We start from the raw sequence: 21,854 nt of genomic DNA, 5'->3' as shown, positions 1-21,854 counted from the left end.
AATGAACTGGCAATTATATAAGATTGTTAACGCTTACACACCCCCATATGATGAATATATAAGAGGTGAGTTACTGATGAATAAGCGCTGTTCACAAATAATCCACTTTCTTTTAGAAAGAGAGGATCCCGTTAAAGTTATAGACATCGCAAAGAATTTTCAGGTTTCAGAACGAATCATTCGTTATGATCTAGTCTGTATCGATGAATTTCTAGATCATAAGATTCATAAAAAACTGAGAAGAAAAAGAAAAGAAGGGATCGCTCTTTCTTTAACAGGAGAAGAGCTAAGGCGGGTGAATCAAGTCTTATTGCCGAGTAAGCCTGGGTACTACATCCTAAATCAGGAAGAACGCTGCACATTTATCTTATCTGATATGTTTAATGCCAGTTCATGGAGAACGTACCAAACCTATGAAAACCTGCTGCAAGTCAGCAAAAGCAGTATAGAGAAGGATATCGTGAGGATAAAAAAAGACCTTACCCCGTTTCAGCTTAGATTGCATGCCGAGCCTGGCAAAGGAATAAAGATCGATGGCAATGAAAAAGACATTAGAAGATGCATTGCCTCTATACTTCAGAATTATTTAGATTTAAGTGCTTTGTTAAATGACAATCAGATATCCAAGTCGATACAAGGAGGGATTAGCAGTAAAGTCAAAGAGCTTATAGATGTAGAGCAACTACATCCAATCCTTTCTATTATTAAGGAAGCAGAAAGAAAACTAAACCGATCATTTTCAGATGAAAGCTTCAATCAGTTAATTCTTCAACTTGGTCTTATATTAAAAAGAATTAGTATTGGAAAAACAATATCTATTCAAAAGCAAGAATTTAATCAAGCAAAAAAGTTAAAGGAATACTCAGTTCTTGTCTCTCTCAAAACGATGAATCCACTTAAATTTATGTTATATGAAGAGGAACTTTGTTATTTTGCTGTCTTTTTAAAGGGTGCAAAGGAAAGCTTGCCACGTGAGTACAGGAATGAGAATTGGGCAGAAATCCAAATACTCGTTTTAAAGCTGATTGAAGAAATGGATAAGAGGACTCCCTATCATTTTGCAAAGGATAAGGAACTTTATAAGAGTTTATGTTTACATTTAGGCCCGACCATTTATAGGCTTCGTAATGATGTGCAGCCTTATCAAAATAATGTTCAATTTATTAGGAATACTTATCCGGAAATGTTCAATTATGTTAAGAAAGCCCTTCATTTGATTGAAAAGCATATTGGCATCGAAATGCAAGAAAGTGATATTAGTTATATTGTTCTTCATTTTTGTTCCTCGTTGGAGAGAGCGCGGAGAAGTATGAGTAAGTTTAAGATTGCTATCACGTGTGGACACGGTTTTGGTGCAGCAAAGCTAATTGAAGAAACTTTAAATTCTAAATTTCAAAATATAGATATTATCCTGTCAACTGCCGTTCATTTGCTTGAAGAAATGAAAAATATTCAAGCTGATTTGATCGTTTCAACTGCTCCATTGCATATTGAAAATATTCCAGTCATTGTTGTTAAACCAATTTTAACAAAACAGGATCTATCAAAAATTGAACAATTCCTTTATGAGAATATTCCTAGTTTTACAGGGCCATCTCAGGATCACACTACTTTTTTTAAAGAAGTCTTAGAAATTGCTAACAATAACTCAAAAATTTTTTCACAGGAAAAACTTATTAATGAATTATCAAACTGCTTTTATAAAAATGGAATGAACTTTAGAAGGGAGGCCGTTCAGCCAATGTTGGGAGAACTATTGCAAGAAGAATTTACAAGATTTGAAGTAGAGGCTAAGAATTGGCAGGATGCAATCATGATCGGAGGAGGCATTTTAGTCGAAAACGGTTGTGTTCACCCTTCCTATGTCAATGAAATGATAGATTCTGTAAAAACAATGGGACCTTATGTAGTGATACATCCAGGAATCGCCCTTCCCCATGCTCGGCCTGAAAATGGTGTCAAAAAATTAGGTATTAGTTTAATAAATCTAAAAAAACCAATTCATTTTGGTAATCCTGACAATGATCCTGTTTATACAGTGATATGTCTTGCAGCGACTGATAATTTCTCACATTTGAAAGCGTTATCTAAGATTGTTGAAATTATTAACAATGAAAAAACACTTGAGGAATTGCAAAATGCTAAAAACTATCAGGAGCTCGATCAATTACTTGAATAGAGGTGAAAACCAATGATTATAAAAAGAAACATAGGGATTATCACAAGCGGTGGTGATGCATCAGGAATCAATGCAGCAATTTACGGATTACTATATGAAAAACACTATTCCTATTATCTGTTTAATCAAGGTTTTGATGGAATCGTTTCGAATGACCCGATATTGGTTAAGGATAAGGATTTTCATAAGCATGTGGTTCAGGGAGAACATGTACTCAAGACGAGCAGAAGCAAACTTCCCTATTCAGAAGAAGGCAGATCAAAAATTATTAGTAGATTAAAAGAGTTAGGGATCGATACATTGATTGTATTTGGAGGGAACGGTTCCTCTAAAGCTTTAAAGCTCTTATGTGATGAAGGGATAAACGGTCTGCTTATTCCGATGACAATAGATAATGATCTATATGGAACGGATTATACGATTGGTCATGATACCGCTGTTGCATCTATTCAACGAGTGTTATCAGATCTTCATCAAACCGCTGCAAATATGCCAGGCAGAGTATTTATGGCAGAGGTATTCGGAGCTGATTCAGGTCATTTGGCATTGGCGTCTGCATTGTCCGGAGGAGCGGATCTAGTTATTCTTCCCGAATATAAGCTGGATATCGATGCACTCCACCAAAGGATAGAAGACATTTTTAACAGCGGAAAAGACTACGTTCTAATTATATGTGCTGAGGGTGTTAGATTGAAGGGTGAATACAAGTCTGGTGACCAAGGAATCTGTTTTGAGATTGGGAAGCAGTTGACTGAAAAATCCAGCAGACGGATCAGGTACAGTATGCTCGGGTATTCTCAAAGAGCTGGAGATCCAACAAGTCATGAAAATTTGACTTCCATGAGGTTTGGCAGCTTTGCCCTCCAAAATCTAAAGCGACCTAACCTTAATTATTTGCTTGGAGTCGAGAATGGAGAAGTTTTATTACAGCCTCTGGAAATCGTCACCGAAAGAAAAAAACAATTAAATGCTGAGTTGTTGCAAATTGCCTTTAGAAAAAACATGTTGATTGGAGATGTTCATATATGAAAAAAACAAAAATTTTAATGGTATGCGGTGCTGGCCTTGGAAGCAGCTTTGCTTGTGAAATGAGTGTTGAAGCTGTCTTGAATGATCTCAATGTTTCAGCTGAATTAGGTCACTGTGATATTTCTTCTGCAGCTTCGGAAAAATCAGACATTATTATTACTGGAGCAAATTTTGAATCTCAGTTTAACCACTATGACATAAAGTCCAGAATGATTTATTTAAAAAGAATGGTAGATAAGCAGGAAATTAAAGAGAAATTAGCTCCAATATTAAAAGAAATGGGTGTGCTTTCCTAAGAAAAACAGAAGGGGGTTGAAGACATGGAGATTTTAAAATTCATCGTTAATGATATTTTAGGCCAAGCTTCCATATTGGTGTCTTTGATAGCAATGATCGGCTTAATAGCACTAAAGAAACCAGCTGGACAGGTGATTTCCGGAACACTTAAAACTCTTCTAGGATTTCTGATCATCATTGCTGGAGCCGAAATTATCGTAGGCACATTGAATTTCTTGGGAGAGATTTTCCAGACTGGGTTTCAAATGCGAGGCGTCGTAACTGATGTAGGGGCGATTGCTGGTATTGCTCAACAAACGCTTGGCAGAGAAACAGCTCTTATTATGGTTTTGGCTTTCGTTATCAACGTTTTAATCGCCCGTTTTACAAAGTATAAATACATTTTCCTAACCGGCCAAGCATCACTTTGGATGGCAACCATTTGTTCAGTTATCGGATATATGGGAGGACTGCGAGGCGTTACCCTTATTTTAACTGGAGGTATTATTGGCGGTTTAATGGCTGTATTTATGCCTGCAATAGCTCAGCCGATTGTAAGAAAAATAACCGGTTCAAATGATATTGCACTAGGGCATTATTGTACACTTGGCTATCTAGTTCAAGCAGGTGTGGCAAAAGTAGTTGGAAATCCCAAGAAAAGTACAGAGGATATCTCACTTCCTAAAGGATTATCTTTTTTACAAGACACATATTTATCCATGATGGTTGTCATGATTCCAATCTACTTAATTCCAGCCATTGCAGCTGGTCCAGAGGTTGTGAAAGAGTTTGCAGGAACTACAAATTATCTTGTCTATTCATTTATGCAGGCCATTCAATTTGTTGTAGGTGTCTATGTTCTCTTATCTGGGGTCCGACTTCTTCTTGCAGAAATAGTCCCTGCTTTCAGAGGAATTGCCCTTAAGATCGTCCCTAAAGCGGTTCCGGCTCTTGATTGTCCTGTCTTATTCCCCTATGCACCAAATGCTGTCGTACTTGGATTTATTTTTACAACGATCGGAGCTGTCATTGGAATGTTTTTATTCCCGGTTTTTGGCTTGGCGATGATTCTGCCTGGAATGCTGACCAATTTCTTTGCGGGAGGTACTGCAGGAATCTTTGGGAATGCGATTGGTGGTATTAAAGGGGTCATATTTGGAGGAATCATTCACGGTTTATTTATCACTCTGCTCCCGGCATTACTGCTCCCACTTCTCGGGTCATTTGGCTTTGAAAATGTAACCTTCAGCGATTCTGACGTTATTACTGCAGGACTTTTACTCGGGAAATTTCTTCAAATGTTCCAATAAGCATCAGTTGATGTAAGGAGGTATAACGGTGTTTAAAAAGTGGTTTGGTAAAGAAAAATCTGATTCTAAAAGTAGTCATTCTGAAGAATCAAAATTACCAGAAATCATTCAACAAAAATTGACAGAGCTTGAAAAAGTTTTAAACCACGAAAGAAAAGCTGAATTACTCTTAGAGGCAGGCTCTTTATATTTGGAGCTCGGAAAGAGTGACCAAGCCCTTATATATTTGGAGGAAGCATTTGAGAGCGAAGAATGCCCTCGGGAGGTTCAGGTGAAATTAATGAATCTCTACAATACTAAAAGACGTGAAGCCTTAGTTTCAGGCAATAATCAGTTAGCTGAAACTTACTCCAATAAAATCGAAGGGTTACTTAAATTCGCAAAAGATTCTATTCGAAATAGCCATTATTAAGAAAGGATGATGAAAAAAATGTATACTGACTTAAAAGCTTTAGTAGATACAGCGAAAAAAGGAGGCTATGCTGTAGGGTCTTTTAACCTGCACTGTATGGAGATGCTCCCTGCTATGATAGCTGCAGCAGAAAAAGCCCAGTCTCCAATCATTATTCAAATTTCGACTGGAACTGCAAACTATATTTCAATGCCGCTTATCGTCTCAATGGTCAGAACGCTTGCCGAAAAGTCATCGGTACCGGTTGCTTTACACTTAGATCATACAACAGACTATGAGGAAATTAAAAAAGCTATCGACGCGGGATTTACATCAGTAATGGTAGACGGCTCCCATTTGCCTATTGAAGAAAACATTGAACTTACTAAAAAAGTAGTTGCCTACGCCCACCCTAGAAATGTATCTGTTGAAGCAGAGCTTGGTACAATCGGTGGTACAGAAGAGGGTGTTACAGTCACTTCTGAAGAAATAATGTACACAAGTCCTGATGAAGCAAAGTACTTTGTAGATGAAACTGGGGTAGATGCACTTGCTGTGGCAATTGGAACTGCACACGGCCAGTACAAATCAAAAGCTAAGCTTAATTTTGAAATTCTTGAAGCCATTCATAAAAAAGTTGATCTTCCGCTTGTATTGCACGGTGGAACTGGAGTTGCCTACAGTGATCTAGAAAGGTGTATCTCTGGCGGCATTGCAAAAGTTAATGTCGGGACCGAAATCAACATCGGCTGGATTGAGACAGCAAAACAAGAATTTGAAAAATCGAAAATTACAAATTCCCTAAGAAATGTACTAATTCCTTGCAATCAAAAGGTCGAAGATATCGTTTACGAAAAGATAATTCAATTAAAAAGCGCAGATAAAGTCAGATAAACATTGGTGAAAAAGAGAGTTGCTTTTTTAAGTAAGCTCTCTTTTCTTTGTTTGTAAGGTTTGTAATCTTTACGAAATAACTATTAACTGCCTAAATTGAAATGCTACCTGTAGTACTGGGCTTTTAAATAAGAGAAGAAGATCAAGAAAATCCTAACATATTGAGTGGATGCCAACTTATCTTCGAAAATAGCAGGTTTATCTTCGAATTTAGAGATTTATCTTCGAAATCGGCATATTTTTCTTCGAAAATTAAGAAATATCGATTTTTCGACAAAAATCGTCATGTGTTGACTCCACTACTATTCAGGAAGTCCCGATTTAGACCTGGAAAAATAGTAATTATGAATCAACTGAGGTACGAATCCTAACCTCAAGTAGATCAAGATGAAATCATTTATGTTCGAAAGTTCACAAACTGTTCATAGTTAAATGTAAACGCTTACCTATTTTTGTTGTAAAATAAATATAAGATATCTAATTAGAAAAGGGGCCTGAAACTGATGATCTTGAAAGAATTAAGAAAAAATCGATATATTACCGTTAATTATTTTGAAAACGGTTTATTAAAAAGTTGTGATGGTCAAGTATGGAATCTTAATCTTTATGAGCAATCATTAACATTGAAGGATAAACAGCAAAAGGAGTTTTCGATTCAATTATCCAAAATTAAAGCAATCAGTTAAATAGAAATAGGAAAAAGGAAAGTACCTAGGGTCTTATGAAGACTTTCTTTGTATTTGTTTCTTTGTTGTACACATTATCTTCTAGTACTAAATGAAGAATGCATTCAATTTGATGGAAATGCAAAATTAATGCAATTTAAGTCTAGTTATGGACCACAAAGAAGGTTTGTCTTAAATCTCTTCTTGATTCCTCGAATACCTCATGATCTATTCTGCTGATTATTAAATCCTCTAAGTAGCGAGACAATTGATTTCAAATTAAAAAAGAGCCTGCTTTTTGAAAGTTTCATTCGAAAGCAGGTTCTTTATATCAGACTCAATTTAACTTGTTCTAATCATCATTAACTCATATCAATACCGCCATTAACCGGAATATAAGCATTGATATGGTTGTTCCAGTCAGCTGCCATGCTTAAGATAGCGCCGGCGATATTCTCGGGTTTTGCTATGCGCTGTAATGGGGTTAGGCTTCTTAGCATGTCGTGCATTTCTGAAGGTTGATCTTTTGTTGCGTCTGTTAAGACAAGCCTAGGGGAAACAATGTTTGTGACAATATTTTTAGGGCCTGATTCTTGAGCTAAATATTTAGCAAATGTAGAAAGGGCGGCCTTGGCCGTTCCATGTGCAATAAAACCTTGGGCAGGGGTGCGCGATAATCCGCTTGAGATTAATACAATTTTTCCGCCGCCTTGTTTCTCCATAAGCGGGACGACTTCTTGACATAAGTGGAAAGCGGCTTTCATCTCATTATTTAACTTATAGGAAAACTCTTCCCAATTCATTTCCGTGAAAGGCTTAAAAGCAAAGTTGATATTTGCATTGTTAATTAAAATATCAATCTGTCCAAATTCGCTTACCGTCTGATCTACCAGTTTATTAACATCTTCAGGGCTTCTTTTTCAGAGTTTTATCACGTTCGACTGATAAGGTCTTCTCAATTGCCAAAAGTTCTTTCTCTATGCAATTAAATGGCCCTTAAATAAAAAATGAGCACTTATCCTTGTTCCAGGATATCTCCCTTTAATTGAAGATCTTGCAAAAATAATTTTAGATAAATAGCTACCTATGATATTGCACAAAAATCCGTTAGCCTAAGTAAAGTCTGTAAGAGCTTGTGATGAAGATTTGTTATATTTATTCCTTGACAAGAATATTCTTATTTAGGTATATTCAAATCAAGAAGAATATTGATTAAAAGGAGTTGGAAAAGTAAGAGGTGGATTATACAACAATCTTAAGTGCTCTTGCCGAGCCCAGTAGGTTACAGATTGTTGAATTACTTCGTAAGGGCCCACTAACAGTGGGGGAAATAGCAGATCATCTTCATTATTCACCAGCCTCAAGCATCTAAACATCTCCGTGTACTGTATGAAGCAGGAGTAGTGGATTTTTATGTTGAAGCGAATCGTCGCATATACAAGCTGAGGTCAGAGCCCTTCAAAGCTTTAGACTTATGGCTGGAAGAAAACCGTAATATTTGGGAAGAAAAATTCGACAACTTGGATCGTTATTTGCAGGATCTGCAAAAGAGAAAAAGAATGATAACTAGAATTATTGGAGGAATCACAATGTCAACTCAAATCAAAATCACTCATACTTTCAATGCTCCACGTGAACTTGTGTTTAAGGCATTCACCGAATCTGAACATTTACAGAACTGGTGGGGGCCAAAAGGATGGACTTTTGAGGTTTCTAAATCAGATTTCCGTACGGGTGGTGTCTTTCATTACAGCCAGAAGCCTGCTGACGGCGACGTAATGTGGGTTAAATTTGTATACAATGAAATTATTGCACCAGAGAAAATCGTTTACACTAGTTTCTTTTCTGATGAGGAAGGTAACTCTGTACGTGCACCCTTTAACGAAAATTGGCCTATGGAAACCCTGAATACCATTACGTTCATCGAGAATGAAGGAAAAACAACCCTTACAATGATTGTGATTCCCGTATCTCCGACTGAGGAAGAGATTAAAACCTTCGAGGATTCAAAAGAGATGGCTCAGGATGGATATACCGGAACCTTTGATCAATTAGACGAATATCTAACAAAGCTTTAAACCGGTTGATATAGCCGCAGCAAAAAACATCGACTACCGGTGTTTTTTGTTATTTTATCAATATCCTGCCCGTTAACACGACGCGTTGCTCGATAAACGCGCCCGATTGCTGAATATACTTTACTGTTAAACAGTATATTTGTACTGTTCAATAATTAGAAAATAGATATAAAAAATTCCACACATTTTCAAACAAATATTACAAGACCTTTCAAAGTGTCTCTATTAAGAGTTGTGGGAATTTATCATAAACTCTGCCAAGCAAAAGGAAAGTATGAAATTTAGTAATAATCCCATAAGACAAAGAATTACTTATTCATACATAAAATTATAAACTCAGTTTCTTTATTTTTTATGGCTTTTTGGTCATTGTGGAAAAAAAAAAGACGATTACCCCTGAGTTAATCGTCTCTTAATTGTAGTTATGCTAGTATCGTTATACTACACTAAAAATTTCTACATTCGAAAAAACTAACTAGACATTTGAGTTAAACTTAAAGGACTTAAAGCAACAAATTTTATAAGACAAAGTAGACATTAGATCGTTTTGGTTTTTGCTCACATCGGAAATGGGAATGATTAGCTATCCACTAGTAACTAACAAAATAATCTACCTCTTTGTACGAAGTGCCAATAAGCGCTTTAAATTATCATCAATAAATCTATTATCGGTACTGTTAATCCCACGACCGGCAAAATGGCCCCATACTGATTTGATAGGATGATATTCACTATTAGGTACTAGATTAGCCTCATATTCGTTATTATCTGCAGTGCAGAAAAGATCTGTACTTCCTGGCATGATATAAGTAATCGCTTCTATGTTTTTGAGTGCCCCATCAAACTCTCCGTTATACACAGAGTTTGCACTAATATCTGCATGTTGTCCTGTCCATAACATGGCTAGTACATTGTGCGGATCCATTCTCATAAAACTATTTTCCCAAACTCCTACCGCAAAATCTTCCAGGGAGGCAAATCCCAGTTCTCGAAAAAGCTCTTCTTTATAGAAGGTCTGCGATAATCCCCATCCTGCATAGACACGTCCTACAGCACGCATGTCTTCAGAAGTCAATTGGTTTAACTTAGTAGAATCTGAGCCAATTGAGGCCATGAGTGCTGCCTTAAGTCCATCGAGGACCACATACGTTTGCGGCCAAGTCTTTGCATTTCCACAGAAGGAAGCAATTCGTTCCACCATATCAGGATAAATCGCCCCCCATTGGAATGACTGAAGACCTCCCATTGACCATCCAACTACAAGAGCAATCTTCTGAATGCCGAATTTTTCGGTAACTAGTCGATACTGTAATTGAATGTTGTCATAGATTGTTACCTGTGGAAAATTAGCCCTATCGAATGGTTCTGGCGTATTACTTGGAGATGAAGATAATCCGTTCCCTAACAGATTGGGGACAATAATGAAATATTTCTGTGGATCTAGTGCCATCCCTTTTCCAATTAACCATTCATTATTAACATGCTGGTCGCCAAAAGCCGTTGGATAAACGATAACATTATCTTTCCTTTCATTCAATGTTCCGTAAGTCTTGTAAGCAAGAAAAGCATTTGGTAATGTCACTCCAGACTGCAATGTTACATCACCTAAATTATAAATCTCAAAATCTTCCATGAGTTGACTCTCCTTTCTAAATGAAACACAAACGTTTAAGATGTATTTCTTGTTATTAAGTATAAAGCCGTGTTATTTTCAATAAAAGTGAACAAATTTAATAACAGTATTCAATAATATTGAAAGTTTGAGGGGGAATTATGATGGAATTACGCCAACTGAATACATTCCGTACGGTTGCAACAACTTTAAATTTCAGTCGAGCTGCTGAAGCACTAAACTATGTACCCTCTAACGTCACGATGCAAATAAAAGCATTGGAGGAAGAGCTTAATGTCCGTCTCTTTGATCGCTTGGGAAAGCAGCTCGTTCTCACAACTGCGGGTAAACGTTTTTTAACTCATGTCCAGGACATTCTAAACAAATTGGACGAGGCCCGCAGCTCCGTTCATGACAATGAAATTCTAAGTGGTACTCTAACGATCAGTGCCAACGAGGTTGTTTGCGCCTATCGACTTCCAGAGGTCTTTAAACTTTTCCGTTTGCGGTATCCGGGAGTTCGCCTTATCTTTCGCTCCGTTCCAAATCAACAACTCAAACAAACGCTCTTTGAGGGTACCTCAGATGTCGTCTTTATACTAGACGAACCCATTCAATCAACGGGACTTGCAGTGGAAGCATTGGCAGAAGAAACTTTTCACTTTTTCGTCGCTCCAGATCATTCACTTGCGAAACGAACTATATTACATCTTGAAGATTTTCGGGAAGAAGTTTTCCTCATTAATGAAAAGGGTTGTCCCTATCGAACCATGTTTGACCGATCATTTAAGAAAGGAGACGTTAATAGTATTTCTCCTTTAGAGTTTCAAAGTGCCGAAGCCATTAAACAGTGTGCAATCTCGGGAATCGGTATTGCCTTTCTTCCTAAAATAGTAACTGAAGTCGAAGTTGAACGTGGTGAACTTGTTGCTCTTCCTTGGAGAATTTCAGACTTAGATGTATATACACAGATGTCATGGCATAAAGATAAGTGGCTTTCACCGATTATATTATCTTTCATAGAAACAGCAAGGGAGGTTATGGCTATAGAAGAAGACAATATGTCTAAATAGGTCAACCTATTTAGACATATTGTCTTAAATTTTTTTGCATTTCTAGGAAACAGGTAACTCAATACCTATACAATACTAGGCATCAATACATTTATCAGATCCTCTATACATAATAATCTAAAACACCTTTAACATATATTAAAAGCTATTAGATGATACTGTTAAGAAATATATAAATTTCCCACCAAAAAGTATAACCCCTTTACTTAAAAAACATTTTTTATTCATGAACAAAATTATTTAATGCAAAGTATTTAGTCTACTACGATATTAGGGTTACTCTAAAAACTGGCCCTAAAATGGAAAATGGCGCTTATCCTTGTTCAAGGATAGCGCCCGATTGTTGAATAATATAAATTGCATTAGTTGGATTTAAAAATACTAATGAAATAATCTTCTTTCGGTAAATCACCTAGATACTCAAAGCCATTTTTCAAATAAAAATCTTTTAACTTTTCATTTCCAGCAAATTCCGTTATTACTGAACCGATATTATTCCCTTGGTATTCAGGTAGAATGGCAATCTAACACAAGTATTTACTTTTAGAATCAATTGCTAAAGCAATCGATTTCTTTTATGCAAAAAGCACCTATTATTTCTGTGTCAAAAAATAATATATACGAGCATTGTAATTCTTTATTTCGCTTACCATTTTATTCTCATCCCATGGATAGTCCCATTGGTTAATACCATTTTTTTGTAAACGTAACGTAACCATATTTAACACATTCAGCACTTGTAGCTGATCGTTTAACTTAGCTTCTCTTATTTTTATCAACTTTTTAATCCTTTTATCTACCTATATAAAGTAAGTGAGATGAAATTTTTAGAATATAGGGATCTGTTGCCTTTTCCTTAATTAAGTCTATTATTTTCTTAACCTCTAGTTCACCTTTGTCTCTTCAGTAATTCTAACTATCATTGTTTAAAATTGCTCCTACATTTGAACCTATTAATTCCAAGCTTTTAAATCCTTGAGCTTCCATAAAAGGCTTAATATCTTCAATATTAAAATAATATGCACCTGTAAAACGTCCTTCATCGGCGTGGTTAAAGCAACCAGATTGAGAAAATTCTAATATAGTATCTATTATTATCGTTTGGTTTCCAATTCTCTGGTGATAAAAGTGATGAAAATATATGTCTAATTCTTGGCATTAATGCTACAAAAACAAGCCCATTCTTTTTGGTCACTCTTTTTAACACTTGAACCGCCTTAATTCGATCATTTTCTTCCTGTAAGTGATACATTGGGCCAAGCATTAATGATACGTCGAATTGTTCATCTTTAAGCATTAATTTCTCTAGCATCAGCTGAATAAAAACCATTAAATTGTCCTATTAAATCAAGTTCTTTTGCCTTATTTTCTGCAATTTCCACTAATTTTGGCGTAATGGTTAGTGTTACCTTATAACCTTCTTTAGCAAGCTCCATTGAGTATTTTCCTGGTCCGGCACCATTTTCCAGTACATATCCCGTTTTGGGCATATATTTTTTTATAAAGTGCCAATTTACTTGGAATTATCACCTTTAATTCCACAAAAAAGCTTTTAATGTAAAGAAAGACGCTTTTCATATTATAGAAAAACACCCGATTAAGGAAGATAGTTTTAATGTATTATGGCTGTACATTTAATCCTGAATACCAGCTAATAGAAGGTCAATAGGTAGGACTAAAAAAGTTAAAAAAGTCATGTTACAATAAAATGGACATACTAAATAAACTTCAAACACAGAAGGGATGCAATTCTACTTGGTTAACCATCGGTTTAATTTGAGCTACTTGAAGCAAATTATCTAAATGGTGCTCAGTAAAATTACTGACCCCAATTGCTTTAACTTTCCCTTCATTATAGAGCTTTTCCATTGCTCGCCATGTATCTTTATATTTATTAGGTACAGGCCAATGAATAAGGTAAAGATCTAAATACTCTAGACCTAACTTTTTCATACTCCTGTCAAAAGCCTCTAAAGTTTCTTCATAGCCTTGCTCGTTGTTCCACACCTTAGTGGTAATAAAAAAATCTTGTCTTGGGACAGGTGTTTCTTGAAGTGCTTCTCCTACAGCTTCTTCATTAAAGTAATAGGATGCTGCTGTATCGATACTTCGATAACCGACTTCTAGTGCAGAGAGGACAGCATCTTTTGTTTCCCCAGTTTTTCCTTCCATCTGAAAGACTCCAAGACCTATCCAAGGCATTTTAATTCCGTTATGCAATTTAGTTAATTCGGTTGATTACATTTCTTTCTCCCCTTTTTATCTTTAAATCTTCAGTGTAATTAATAGATAATCTACTAAAAAATTCAAGACAATATATCTTTATCTTTTTCACTTGCAGCTATATATTCTTCTTCTAACTTATCAAAGTACTCAAGTTTTGTTTTCACTTTTTCAAATGCATTATCAAGCTGCTCTTGTTGTTTGAGTAATTCCTTTCGATGTTCGATGAGAATTGATCTTCTCACATCAAAATTATCTCCTCCTTCAATAGTAAGGGTGATTATCTCTCTCAGGTCTGGAATTGACATTTCTGTAACGCGGAGGCATCGAATAAAATCTAACCAACCTAAGTCTTTTTCATGAAAAAGGCGATACCCATTTTTATCTCTTTGTACAAATGGTAATAATCCCTCTTTTTCATAGTACCTAATAGTTGAAGTAGGCAAATCCATCATCTCTGATACTTCTTTAATCGAGTAAATAGTCATTTTTCCCCTCCTTTACTGCATTAGGAAGTTATAAAAGCAATCAATACGATAATTCATTATTAATAATAAACTTTGAAGTTGACTTTAAAGCAAGTGTCTTCTCTTTCCTTTAAATGAAGACCATTTTACAAGTACAAATTAACAATTCAACTATATCCATTTTACTCTTTAAGCTCTTTTATTACTTTTGCAGGAACACCTGCAACTACACTATTATCAGGTACATCTTTTGTAACAACAGCCCCGGCTCCAACAATTACATTATTACCAATCGTTACACCTGGATTTATAACACAGTTTGCTCCAATCCATACATCGTTTCCGATTACAACCGGTTTTGTTATTGACAGTTTCTCTCTTCTTCCCTTAGCGGTCATAGGATGATTGACCGTAGAGATCACACTATTTGGACCTATCATGCAATAATCCCCGATAGTCACAGAAGTTACATCAAGAATTTTAACATTAAAATTTGTAAGAAAATCTTCTCCAACATGGATGTTAGTCCCAACATCACAATTAAAAGGTGGTTGCATGTACACATTTTCTCCAGTTGATCCAAACAATTCCTTAATTACTACCTTTTGTTCGTCTAAGTTGGATGGGTCTATATCGTTAAACTTTTTACAAAGTTGAGTTGCATGTTCTTTCATTGCTGCAATTTCTGAATCTAGAAAGCAAAATTCTTCTCCAGCCAAATATTTTTCCATTTCTGATTTCATGTGAATCTCCTCCTACAAAAATTTCTTTATTAGGGTACTTCTTAAAGTTCACTTTAATGCAAGAGTTAACTGTTCACTAAGAGATATTAATCTAATCTCTTGTATTAAAGTCGACTTTAAACTCTATACTTTAAATCGGCAATTACAAATCAAAGATAAATATTTAAATCTTTTTTAGGAGTGTTTAAACAATGGAGAGTACACTAACTCAAGGAAAACCATATAAACAAATAATAAGATTTACACTTCCATTATTAATAGGTAACCTATTTCAACAAATTTATAACATGGTTGATGCTTTTATTGTTAGTAGAACTTTGGGTGTAAATGCATTTGCTGGAGTTAGTAGTACAGCAGGAATCATTCTCCTTATTATTGGGTCAGCTCAAGGATTAACAGTGGGACTTTCCATACTAATTTCACATAGTTTTGGAGCTGGGGAAGAAAATAATGTACGGAACAACTATACGAATAATATGATTATTTGTGTGGTTAGTGCTTTGTTGTTAACCCTTCTTAGTTTATCAATCAATAGCTGGATTTTGGAGATAACACAAACGCCTGATGATATATGGGATTATTCTTACGATTACTTACAAATAATGTTTGTAGGTATCATTGGTCCTATGATGTTCAATTTTTTTTCAAATACTATTCGAGCTTTGGGAGATAGTAAAACACCGCTTTATTACCTTCTGATCGCTTCGATACTAAATATTATTTTGGACTACGTCCTTATTAGTTATACACCGCTTGGGGTACGTGGTGCCGCACTGGCTACGGTGTTATCCCAAATAGTATCAGCAGTACTGTGTGCAATAACAATAAGAAAAAAGTTTAAAATTATTTCTATTGAACATTTTCATTTTAAAATTTCTAGTTCCACCATATTAAAAAACCTTAAAATTGGCTTACCTATGGCTTTTCAATCATCTATAATTGCATTAGGTGTTATTATTATCCAGGTTGCAACTAATACAATGGGAACCACAGCCGTTGCAGCATACGCAGTAGGCGTTAAGATAGACGGTATTGCTGTTGAGCCTTTACGATCATTTGGAATGGCAATGACCACATTTACAGCACAAAATTATGGAGCAAGAAAATATAAAAGAGTTATTGATAGTGTAAAACAATGTATTTTTATTACTATAAGTATAGCTATCACTTTAGGACTACTTATGATTTTTGGAGGTAGACACTTATCAGCCATATTCGTTGGTGTAGAACAGTCAGAAATATTGTCAATGTCACATTCTTTTTTAATTATCCACGGCTCTCTTTATATTGTTCTGTCTCTGTTATTTGTTTTCCGTTACACCTTACAAGGAATTGGTCAAACAGCCATTCCAACAATTGCTGGTGTAATGGAGCTATTAATGCGTTTTTTAGCTGCCGTGTTTCTAGTTGATAATTATGAATTTATAGGGGCATCCTTTGCCACTCCACTTTCATGGATCGGGGCTTTTATCCCTGTTTGTATAGCATACGTTTTTACTTTACAGAAATTAAAGAAAAGTATTAAACCCTGACTTTCCAATTATGTTATATGTATTAAGGGCAATATATTTTAAACCGATTAATAAAAATAGCTACTTCCTCATGCGTTAACGTTTTGTTCTAGAATGAGTATTTTTTATAAAAAATACTCATCCCCTTCTTTTTAGGACCATAATTTTATTTAATTAAAACGTCACGCTGAATGCGTTTATATATATTTTCACTTAAATTATTATCTATCAGAACTAGTTCAAATAATTGAAACACTTTTAAGTAAATATTAAGTACACCAAAAGAAACCACCTTCAAAATTGAAGGTGGTTTCTTTTGCTTAAAGTAATTTTTAATTACCACTCTTGGAGTGTAGGGCTAACAATTACATCATTAATCAGTACATCAGGTGGCTGGTTAACCACGAATGCTATGGTTTCTGCAACATGCTCGACATCAATGGCTACTTCTTTCATGTAATCTAATGTGTCTTGTACATCATTATCAGTTACCTCGTCTTGCCAATTTGTTGATATTACACCAGGTGATACCATTGAAGCTTGGATACCATGTTTGACAGATATTTCTTTACGCAGACTTTCTGTAATGGCTTTAATCGCATATTTGGTAGAGCTGTACACCCCATGGCCATCACCAACTGCATGTCCAGCGATAGATCCTACATTAATAATTTGACCTTTACCTCGCTCTATCATATGCGGAAGTACAGATGCTATACCATAAAGTGTGCCCTCTAGGTTTACTTCAATCATTTTTTTCCACTCATCTACTTTTGCATTATCCCACATAGAAAACAACATAAGACCTGCACAATTAATGAGTGTATCCACATGACCAAACTCTTCAATTGCAAAGGTTAAAAGTTCTTGAACATTTTCTTCGTTAGTGACATCTGTTACTTTGTAAGAAGCTGTGCCAGAATTTGATTGAATGTCGCTTACAATTTTTTGTAGCTTATCTTCACTCCTTGCAGCTATGACTACTTTAGCTCCTCTTTCGGCGAGGTGTTTAGCTGTTGCTTTTCCGATACCACTTGATGCACCAGTAATGACAACTACTTTATTTTCAATATAAGACATTGTCTAAAACCTCCTCTAAATTTGTTAAGTATATCTGGGTTCTTCTTATAAAATTTCTGAGTTCTTTAAATGATATGAGCACCCAAAAGTATGCATTGCGCATACTTTAGGGGTGCAAACTCCAACAATAACGATCATGTTAACTATTAAAGCAACTTAATCAAATCGAAGTTTAAGGACGAGCTTTTTCTGCATGTCGAGCTGCCTTGATAGTTTCAGGTGTAGTGCGGTTATTTTCAGCTTCTTGCTTCGTTTTTTGGTCTCCACCAACAACATGATCTTCATCGTTCATTAGTGCATCATAACCTTGTTTAGCTACAAGTTCTTTGTCATTCTTGCTAGAAGAACCAATTTCTGTATCCCCCATTCCTGCATTATCATGGAAGTTCGTATCTGTTGCTCCAGGCAGTAAAGCTGTGACTGTAACTCCTGAATCACGAAGCTCTTCACGAAGAGATTCGGCGAATGAGAAACCAAATGCTTTAGATGGGCCATATACAGTTTCATATGGTGTAGGGGTTGTTGCAGAGAGTGATGAGACAATTAGTATTTTTCCTCTACCATTAGGCACCATATGGTTTACTACGCGTTTAGCCATATGAACTGTACCTGTGATATTAATAGAAATTAGTCTCATCTCCTCTTCAAGGCTGGTCTCGGCAAATGAACCACCACCAATACCAATTCCAACGTTGAGGATTGCAGCATCAACTGAACGATCTAAATCATTAACAAATGTCCAAAAGCTCTCAACACCTTCGTAAGTCGCAGCGTCTGCCTTATGAGGGTAGGCCTCAACTCCGTATTCCTGAATAACTTCAGCAGCTTCAAAAATTCGGTCGCTTGAACCGGTTATGGCAATATCATAACCGTCTTTTGCAAATAGCTTTGCAATCTCAAGACCTAGTCCAGATGATGCTCCAGTAATCATTACAAGTGAACGTTTTTTTGACATGTAAAATTCTCCTTTGTTTTTAGAATTGAACTTTACTATAAACGTTGAAGTCGACTTTAAGGCAAAGAATAAGCATTACAGGTGATAAATTTCCAGTCTTACATTCTTTAAATCAACAGTAATTATTCACTTCTATATAGATAGAAACAATCTTGAAACAATCTATTGTATTTGAGTTTGAAAGCTTGCTTTAAAGTCGACTTTAAATGATACATTTTCTATGTTTTAGAGAGATAACTAAATAAGAAGTAAATTTTAACAACGTGGAGTCATTGAACTTTAATAAGGAGGATAATTAAATGATCAATAAGTATAAGGGTAGTTATGTAAGTTATGTTTTAATGTTTACTTTTTATTTTTTCGCTTTGGGCATTTTCAGTTCAATTATGTCTATATATTTGTCAGGTATAGGTAAATCAGCTTCGGAGATTTCGTTTATCGTATCTTCTGTAGGGATTTTTTCAGTTTTAACTCAACCCTTTGTTGGTTACTTAATCGATAAAACACAAAAGCCTAAACTTGTCTCTGCTATTACCTTATTACTAGCTGGAGTAACGGGTGTAGTTTTTATTTTTTTTCATAATAATGTGCTTTTGTTCATCCTTAACGGTTTCACCTTGGCTTTTATCAATTCTGTGTCGCCAATTAATGAGAAATTAGCTACAAATAGTAGATTTCGATATGGAATCATTCGTATGTGGGGAGCTATAGGTTTTGCTATTGCCTCTCAAATAGCAGGTCTTGTATATGACCATATATCACCTAGTTTTAACTTTGTTCTATTTTTCGTTGCTATCATAATATCAATAATAGGTTACTATGGAACAACACAAATTGAAGTTGACATTAATAACTCATCGCAATCCCTGTCTTTTAAAGAAGTAAATTCCGCATTATTGAAAAACAAGCGTTATTTTCTATTTTTACTTTTAACATTTATATTCACTGGAATGACAGGAGTTAACAACACTTTTTTACCTTTACTAATTACGGAAAAAGGCGGGAGTGTCTCAATCGTTGGAACTATTATATTTTTTGCAACTTTGGTAGAGATACCAATTATTCTACTTTCACACCTCTTTCTAGATAGGGTGTCAGGCAGAGTTTTACTTATCATTTCATTTGTTGTTATACTATTACAATTCAGTGCCTATAGCTTAATTTCTTCTTTAAACATTATTATTGTAAGTACAGTTCTGTTCAAAGCCTTAGCAACTATGTTATTTATCATGATTACTCTAAAAATTGTCATCAATATCGTTGAGTCAAGCTACATCAATTCAGCATTAGCTATTGCTGCAACAGGGAAAGCACTTGGGGGGTTAGTGTTCCAATTAGTTGGAGGGAAAATTGTTGTGATGTATGACATTGAAACATTATACTTCTTTTTCACCTTTATCTCCTTATTAGGTATAATCATTTCATTTATGATGAAAATTGAGGGCAATAGCAAGAATCTTTTCAACGGACAGAACTCAGATTAAAGCAAACCCGGATAGTACTTTCATTATTCATTGATCGTCCTTAAAATGTTTTGTGTTATTAATTATGTTTCATTTATCCACAACACGCTGAGGGCTAAAACAAAACAAATGAAAAGCCTAATAACAGGTCCCTATAAACAAAATTTAAAACCATAATACTTTAATAAAAAACGACCTTCATAATATCGAGAAGGTCGTTTTTATTAAAGTTATATTTCTTATTGAGATAATTGACTGACAATTTGACCTAAAGCTTCGTTTATTGGTTTAGCAGGACGACCTAATAATTTTTCTAAATTATTACTCTCAAAGTCTAATCCACCATCTCGAATTCCTTTTTGCGTGTTTACGAGCATAGGAAGATAGGCTTCTGGTACACCTGCTCTTCTCATAATGTTTGCATAAGTTGTATCATCTACATGATTTACAGGTACTTCTTTCCCTAATACATCTCCAAGTACAGATGCAAATTCCTTTTGCGTCATTAGCTTACCAGAAAGTTCGTAAACTGTATTTTCGTTTCCTTCCCGAGTCAATACATTTGCTGCTGCCTCCGCTAAATCCTGTCTAAGTACCCAACCTACTTTTCCTTCTCCAGCAGATGTAATCCAAGGTGCTCCTGCCATTGCGCCTTTTATACTGCCAATTTCATTTTCAAAATACCAATTATTTCTTAAAAATGAGTATGGAATGCCTGTACTTAAAATAGCTTCCTCTCTAGCACGATGAGATGGGGCTAGGAAAAATTGGCTTTCACTTGCATTTGTTACGCTGGTATAAGCAATAAATTTTACTTTAGCACGCTGAGCAGCACTTACAGCATTCGTATGCTGTTTAACGATAGTTTCATGATCGCCAAACGTAGATATAATTAAAAGCCGCTCAACTCCAGAAAAAGCAGAATCTAATGTTTCTGGCTTATCAAAGTCACCGTATCGAATATCTACTCCACGAGCTTGCAACCCCTCTGCATTTTCTGGATTTCGAACACTAACAGCTATTTCATTTGCTGGAATTTTATTTAATAATTCTTCTACAACCAATGACCCTAATTGACCTGTTGCACCTGTAACTAATATTTTCATTTTTTTCCTCCATTAATTTTTTCTTATTGATTTATATATCTTAGATATATATTATAAGTACAGTCGCGATAATAAAAGTAGGCATTTAAAAAAGACATAGTCACAAAAAAAGCACTATTAAAAAGAAAGAGGATATACAACCTATGGCTAGATTTAACTTTGAAGGAAAACCGCCTCTTGAAAAACAAGAAGTGATCTGTCCTTTAACACTTACTCAAAATGTTATTGCTGGAAGATGGAAAGTTATCATTTTATGGCACCTAAGCCAGCGGACTATAAGGTTTAATGAATTTCAAAGGTGTTTACCTGGTATTTCAAAAGGAATATTAACAAGACAATTGAGAGAATTGGAAGATGACGGAATGGTTCACAGAGAAGTATATAAAGAAGTTCCTCCAAAAGTAGAATACTCTCTGACAGAGCTAGGGAAAAGGTTTATTCCGATACTAGATGCAATGGAAGTGTGGGGGAAAGAGTTTATGGAAATAAAATTAGTTGAACATAACTACTATATTTCTAAATGAATAATTTTAGGTGCATATAACTATTTTGCGCTTTTAGAACAGTAGAAAGGATTTTCAAGTTTGAACTTTTTTAAAGAATTGCTTATTTAGTAATATAATTCACTAATATTAATCTCACACCGATTAATATTAGTAAATTATCCAGTTTTGTTCAGATACTTTATTCAATTAAATGGCCCTTCGTATTATAAGGTCAACTAGAAATGAAAATATTTCTTGTTGACCATTTTTTATATCGATTTATGATAACCGTAGCCGGGGTAGAACGTAATGGC

General features: G+C 35.3%; 20 protein-coding genes and 3 pseudogenes. 13 read left to right on the top strand and 10 right to left on the bottom strand.

What is annotated here, in order from left to right; all coding sequences use genetic code 11:
- Nucleotides 1-76: 76 nt before the first annotated feature.
- From IC621_RS17285 to IC621_RS17255, 7 genes are all read left to right on the top strand, one after another.
- Nucleotides 77-2,179 carry a BglG family transcription antiterminator gene (locus IC621_RS17285; protein ID WP_191159718.1) on the top strand — a complete coding sequence of 701 codons (2,103 nt, stop codon included), beginning with the start codon at nucleotides 77-79 and terminating at the stop codon, nucleotides 2,177-2,179.
- A 12-nt stretch (nucleotides 2,180-2,191) separates the two neighbouring features.
- On the top strand, nucleotides 2,192-3,208 hold the full coding sequence (locus IC621_RS17280) for a 6-phosphofructokinase (protein WP_191159716.1): 1,017 nt from the start codon (nucleotides 2,192-2,194) through the stop codon (nucleotides 3,206-3,208).
- Nucleotides 3,205-3,504: a PTS sugar transporter subunit IIB gene (locus IC621_RS17275; protein ID WP_191159714.1), complete on the top strand. Its 300-nt coding sequence runs from the start codon at nucleotides 3,205-3,207 to the stop codon at nucleotides 3,502-3,504. The genes IC621_RS17280 and IC621_RS17275 overlap by 4 nt, the downstream gene beginning before the upstream one ends.
- 30 nt (nucleotides 3,505-3,534) lie before the next feature.
- A complete protein-coding gene (locus tag IC621_RS17270; protein WP_318153078.1) occupies nucleotides 3,535-4,794 on the top strand; it encodes a PTS sugar transporter subunit IIC in 1,260 nt (419 codons plus the stop codon).
- A 28-nt stretch (nucleotides 4,795-4,822) separates the two neighbouring features.
- The gene (locus IC621_RS17265; RefSeq protein ID WP_191159710.1) at nucleotides 4,823-5,206 is read left to right on the top strand and encodes a hypothetical protein; all 384 of its coding nucleotides are present in this window, start codon (nucleotides 4,823-4,825) and stop codon (nucleotides 5,204-5,206) included.
- An 18-nt stretch (nucleotides 5,207-5,224) separates the two neighbouring features.
- The gene (locus IC621_RS17260; protein ID WP_191159708.1) at nucleotides 5,225-6,079 is read left to right on the top strand and encodes a class II fructose-bisphosphate aldolase; all 855 of its coding nucleotides are present in this window, start codon (nucleotides 5,225-5,227) and stop codon (nucleotides 6,077-6,079) included.
- A gap of 503 nt (nucleotides 6,080-6,582) precedes the next feature.
- Entirely contained in the window at nucleotides 6,583-6,765 is a 183-nt protein-coding gene (locus IC621_RS17255; protein ID WP_191159706.1) for a YolD-like family protein, read from the top strand.
- A gap of 341 nt (nucleotides 6,766-7,106) precedes the next feature.
- Here IC621_RS17255 and IC621_RS17250 read toward each other — a convergent pair.
- Nucleotides 7,107-7,646, bottom strand: a pseudogene (locus IC621_RS17250) (SDR family oxidoreductase); the annotation flags it as partial.
- 335 nt (nucleotides 7,647-7,981) lie between these two features.
- On the opposite strand from IC621_RS17250, the pseudogene IC621_RS17245 reads away from it, so the two are divergent.
- Nucleotides 7,982-8,303 (top strand): annotated as a pseudogene (locus IC621_RS17245) (ArsR/SmtB family transcription factor); the annotation flags it as partial.
- A complete protein-coding gene (locus IC621_RS17240) occupies nucleotides 8,304-8,822 on the top strand; it encodes an SRPBCC domain-containing protein (RefSeq protein ID WP_224752618.1) in 519 nt (172 codons plus the stop codon). It begins immediately after the preceding pseudogene.
- Between the two features lie 610 nt (nucleotides 8,823-9,432).
- Here IC621_RS17240 and IC621_RS17235 read toward each other — a convergent pair.
- Nucleotides 9,433-10,455: an alpha/beta fold hydrolase gene (locus tag IC621_RS17235; RefSeq protein ID WP_191159704.1), complete on the bottom strand. Its 1,023-nt coding sequence runs from the start codon at nucleotides 10,453-10,455 to the stop codon at nucleotides 9,433-9,435.
- A 143-nt stretch (nucleotides 10,456-10,598) separates the two neighbouring features.
- Between IC621_RS17235 and IC621_RS17230 the strand changes: the two genes are divergently transcribed.
- Nucleotides 10,599-11,507: a LysR family transcriptional regulator gene (locus IC621_RS17230; RefSeq protein WP_191159702.1), complete on the top strand. Its 909-nt coding sequence runs from the start codon at nucleotides 10,599-10,601 to the stop codon at nucleotides 11,505-11,507.
- A gap of 1,051 nt (nucleotides 11,508-12,558) precedes the next feature.
- On the opposite strand, the gene IC621_RS27205 is transcribed toward IC621_RS17230, so the two are convergent.
- The 5 genes and pseudogenes from IC621_RS27205 to IC621_RS17205 form a co-directional block, all read right to left on the bottom strand.
- On the bottom strand, nucleotides 12,559-12,804 hold the full coding sequence (locus tag IC621_RS27205) for a methyltransferase domain-containing protein (protein WP_191159700.1): 246 nt from the start codon (nucleotides 12,802-12,804) through the stop codon (nucleotides 12,559-12,561).
- Nucleotides 12,797-12,943 carry a hypothetical protein gene (locus IC621_RS17220; RefSeq protein WP_191159699.1) on the bottom strand — a complete coding sequence of 49 codons (147 nt, stop codon included), beginning with the start codon at nucleotides 12,941-12,943 and terminating at the stop codon, nucleotides 12,797-12,799. The genes IC621_RS27205 and IC621_RS17220 overlap by 8 nt, the downstream gene beginning before the upstream one ends.
- Nucleotides 12,944-13,247: 304 nt before the next feature.
- Nucleotides 13,248-13,709, bottom strand: a pseudogene (locus IC621_RS17215) (aldo/keto reductase); the annotation flags it as partial.
- A 104-nt stretch (nucleotides 13,710-13,813) separates the two neighbouring features.
- Nucleotides 13,814-14,218 (bottom strand): MerR family transcriptional regulator, encoded by a 405-nt coding sequence (locus IC621_RS17210; RefSeq protein ID WP_191159697.1) that lies wholly within the window; start codon nucleotides 14,216-14,218, stop codon nucleotides 13,814-13,816.
- Between the two features lie 161 nt (nucleotides 14,219-14,379).
- Nucleotides 14,380-14,940, bottom strand: a complete 561-nt coding sequence (locus tag IC621_RS17205; RefSeq protein WP_191159696.1) for a sugar O-acetyltransferase — start codon at nucleotides 14,938-14,940, stop codon at nucleotides 14,380-14,382.
- 191 nt (nucleotides 14,941-15,131) lie between these two features.
- On the opposite strand from IC621_RS17205, the gene IC621_RS17200 reads away from it, so the two are divergent.
- Nucleotides 15,132-16,472, top strand: coding sequence for an MATE family efflux transporter (locus IC621_RS17200; RefSeq protein ID WP_191159695.1), 1,341 nt, complete (start codon nucleotides 15,132-15,134; stop codon nucleotides 16,470-16,472).
- A gap of 315 nt (nucleotides 16,473-16,787) precedes the next feature.
- On the opposite strand, the gene IC621_RS17195 is transcribed toward IC621_RS17200, so the two are convergent.
- Nucleotides 16,788-17,531 (bottom strand): SDR family oxidoreductase, encoded by a 744-nt coding sequence (locus tag IC621_RS17195; protein ID WP_191159694.1) that lies wholly within the window; start codon nucleotides 17,529-17,531, stop codon nucleotides 16,788-16,790.
- A gap of 172 nt (nucleotides 17,532-17,703) precedes the next feature.
- Entirely contained in the window at nucleotides 17,704-18,486 is a 783-nt protein-coding gene (locus IC621_RS17190; protein WP_191159693.1) for an SDR family NAD(P)-dependent oxidoreductase, read from the bottom strand.
- A gap of 299 nt (nucleotides 18,487-18,785) precedes the next feature.
- Between IC621_RS17190 and IC621_RS17185 the strand changes: the two genes are divergently transcribed.
- A complete protein-coding gene (locus IC621_RS17185; protein ID WP_191159692.1) occupies nucleotides 18,786-19,970 on the top strand; it encodes an MFS transporter in 1,185 nt (394 codons plus the stop codon).
- A 218-nt stretch (nucleotides 19,971-20,188) separates the two neighbouring features.
- On the opposite strand, the gene IC621_RS17180 is transcribed toward IC621_RS17185, so the two are convergent.
- Nucleotides 20,189-21,055: an SDR family oxidoreductase gene (locus IC621_RS17180; RefSeq protein WP_191159691.1), complete on the bottom strand. Its 867-nt coding sequence runs from the start codon at nucleotides 21,053-21,055 to the stop codon at nucleotides 20,189-20,191.
- Between the two features lie 143 nt (nucleotides 21,056-21,198).
- On the opposite strand from IC621_RS17180, the gene IC621_RS17175 reads away from it, so the two are divergent.
- Nucleotides 21,199-21,579: a winged helix-turn-helix transcriptional regulator gene (locus IC621_RS17175; RefSeq protein WP_191159690.1), complete on the top strand. Its 381-nt coding sequence runs from the start codon at nucleotides 21,199-21,201 to the stop codon at nucleotides 21,577-21,579.
- The last annotated feature ends 275 nt before the right edge of the window (nucleotides 21,580-21,854 follow it).

The sequence above is a fragment of the Metabacillus arenae genome, assembly GCF_014773385.1.
In the GTDB taxonomy this organism is placed as follows: Bacteria; Bacillota; Bacilli; order Bacillales; family Bacillaceae; genus Metabacillus_D; species Metabacillus_D arenae.
Note: the sequence above shows the minus strand (reverse complement) of the source record. Positions and strands in the feature narration are given on the sequence as shown.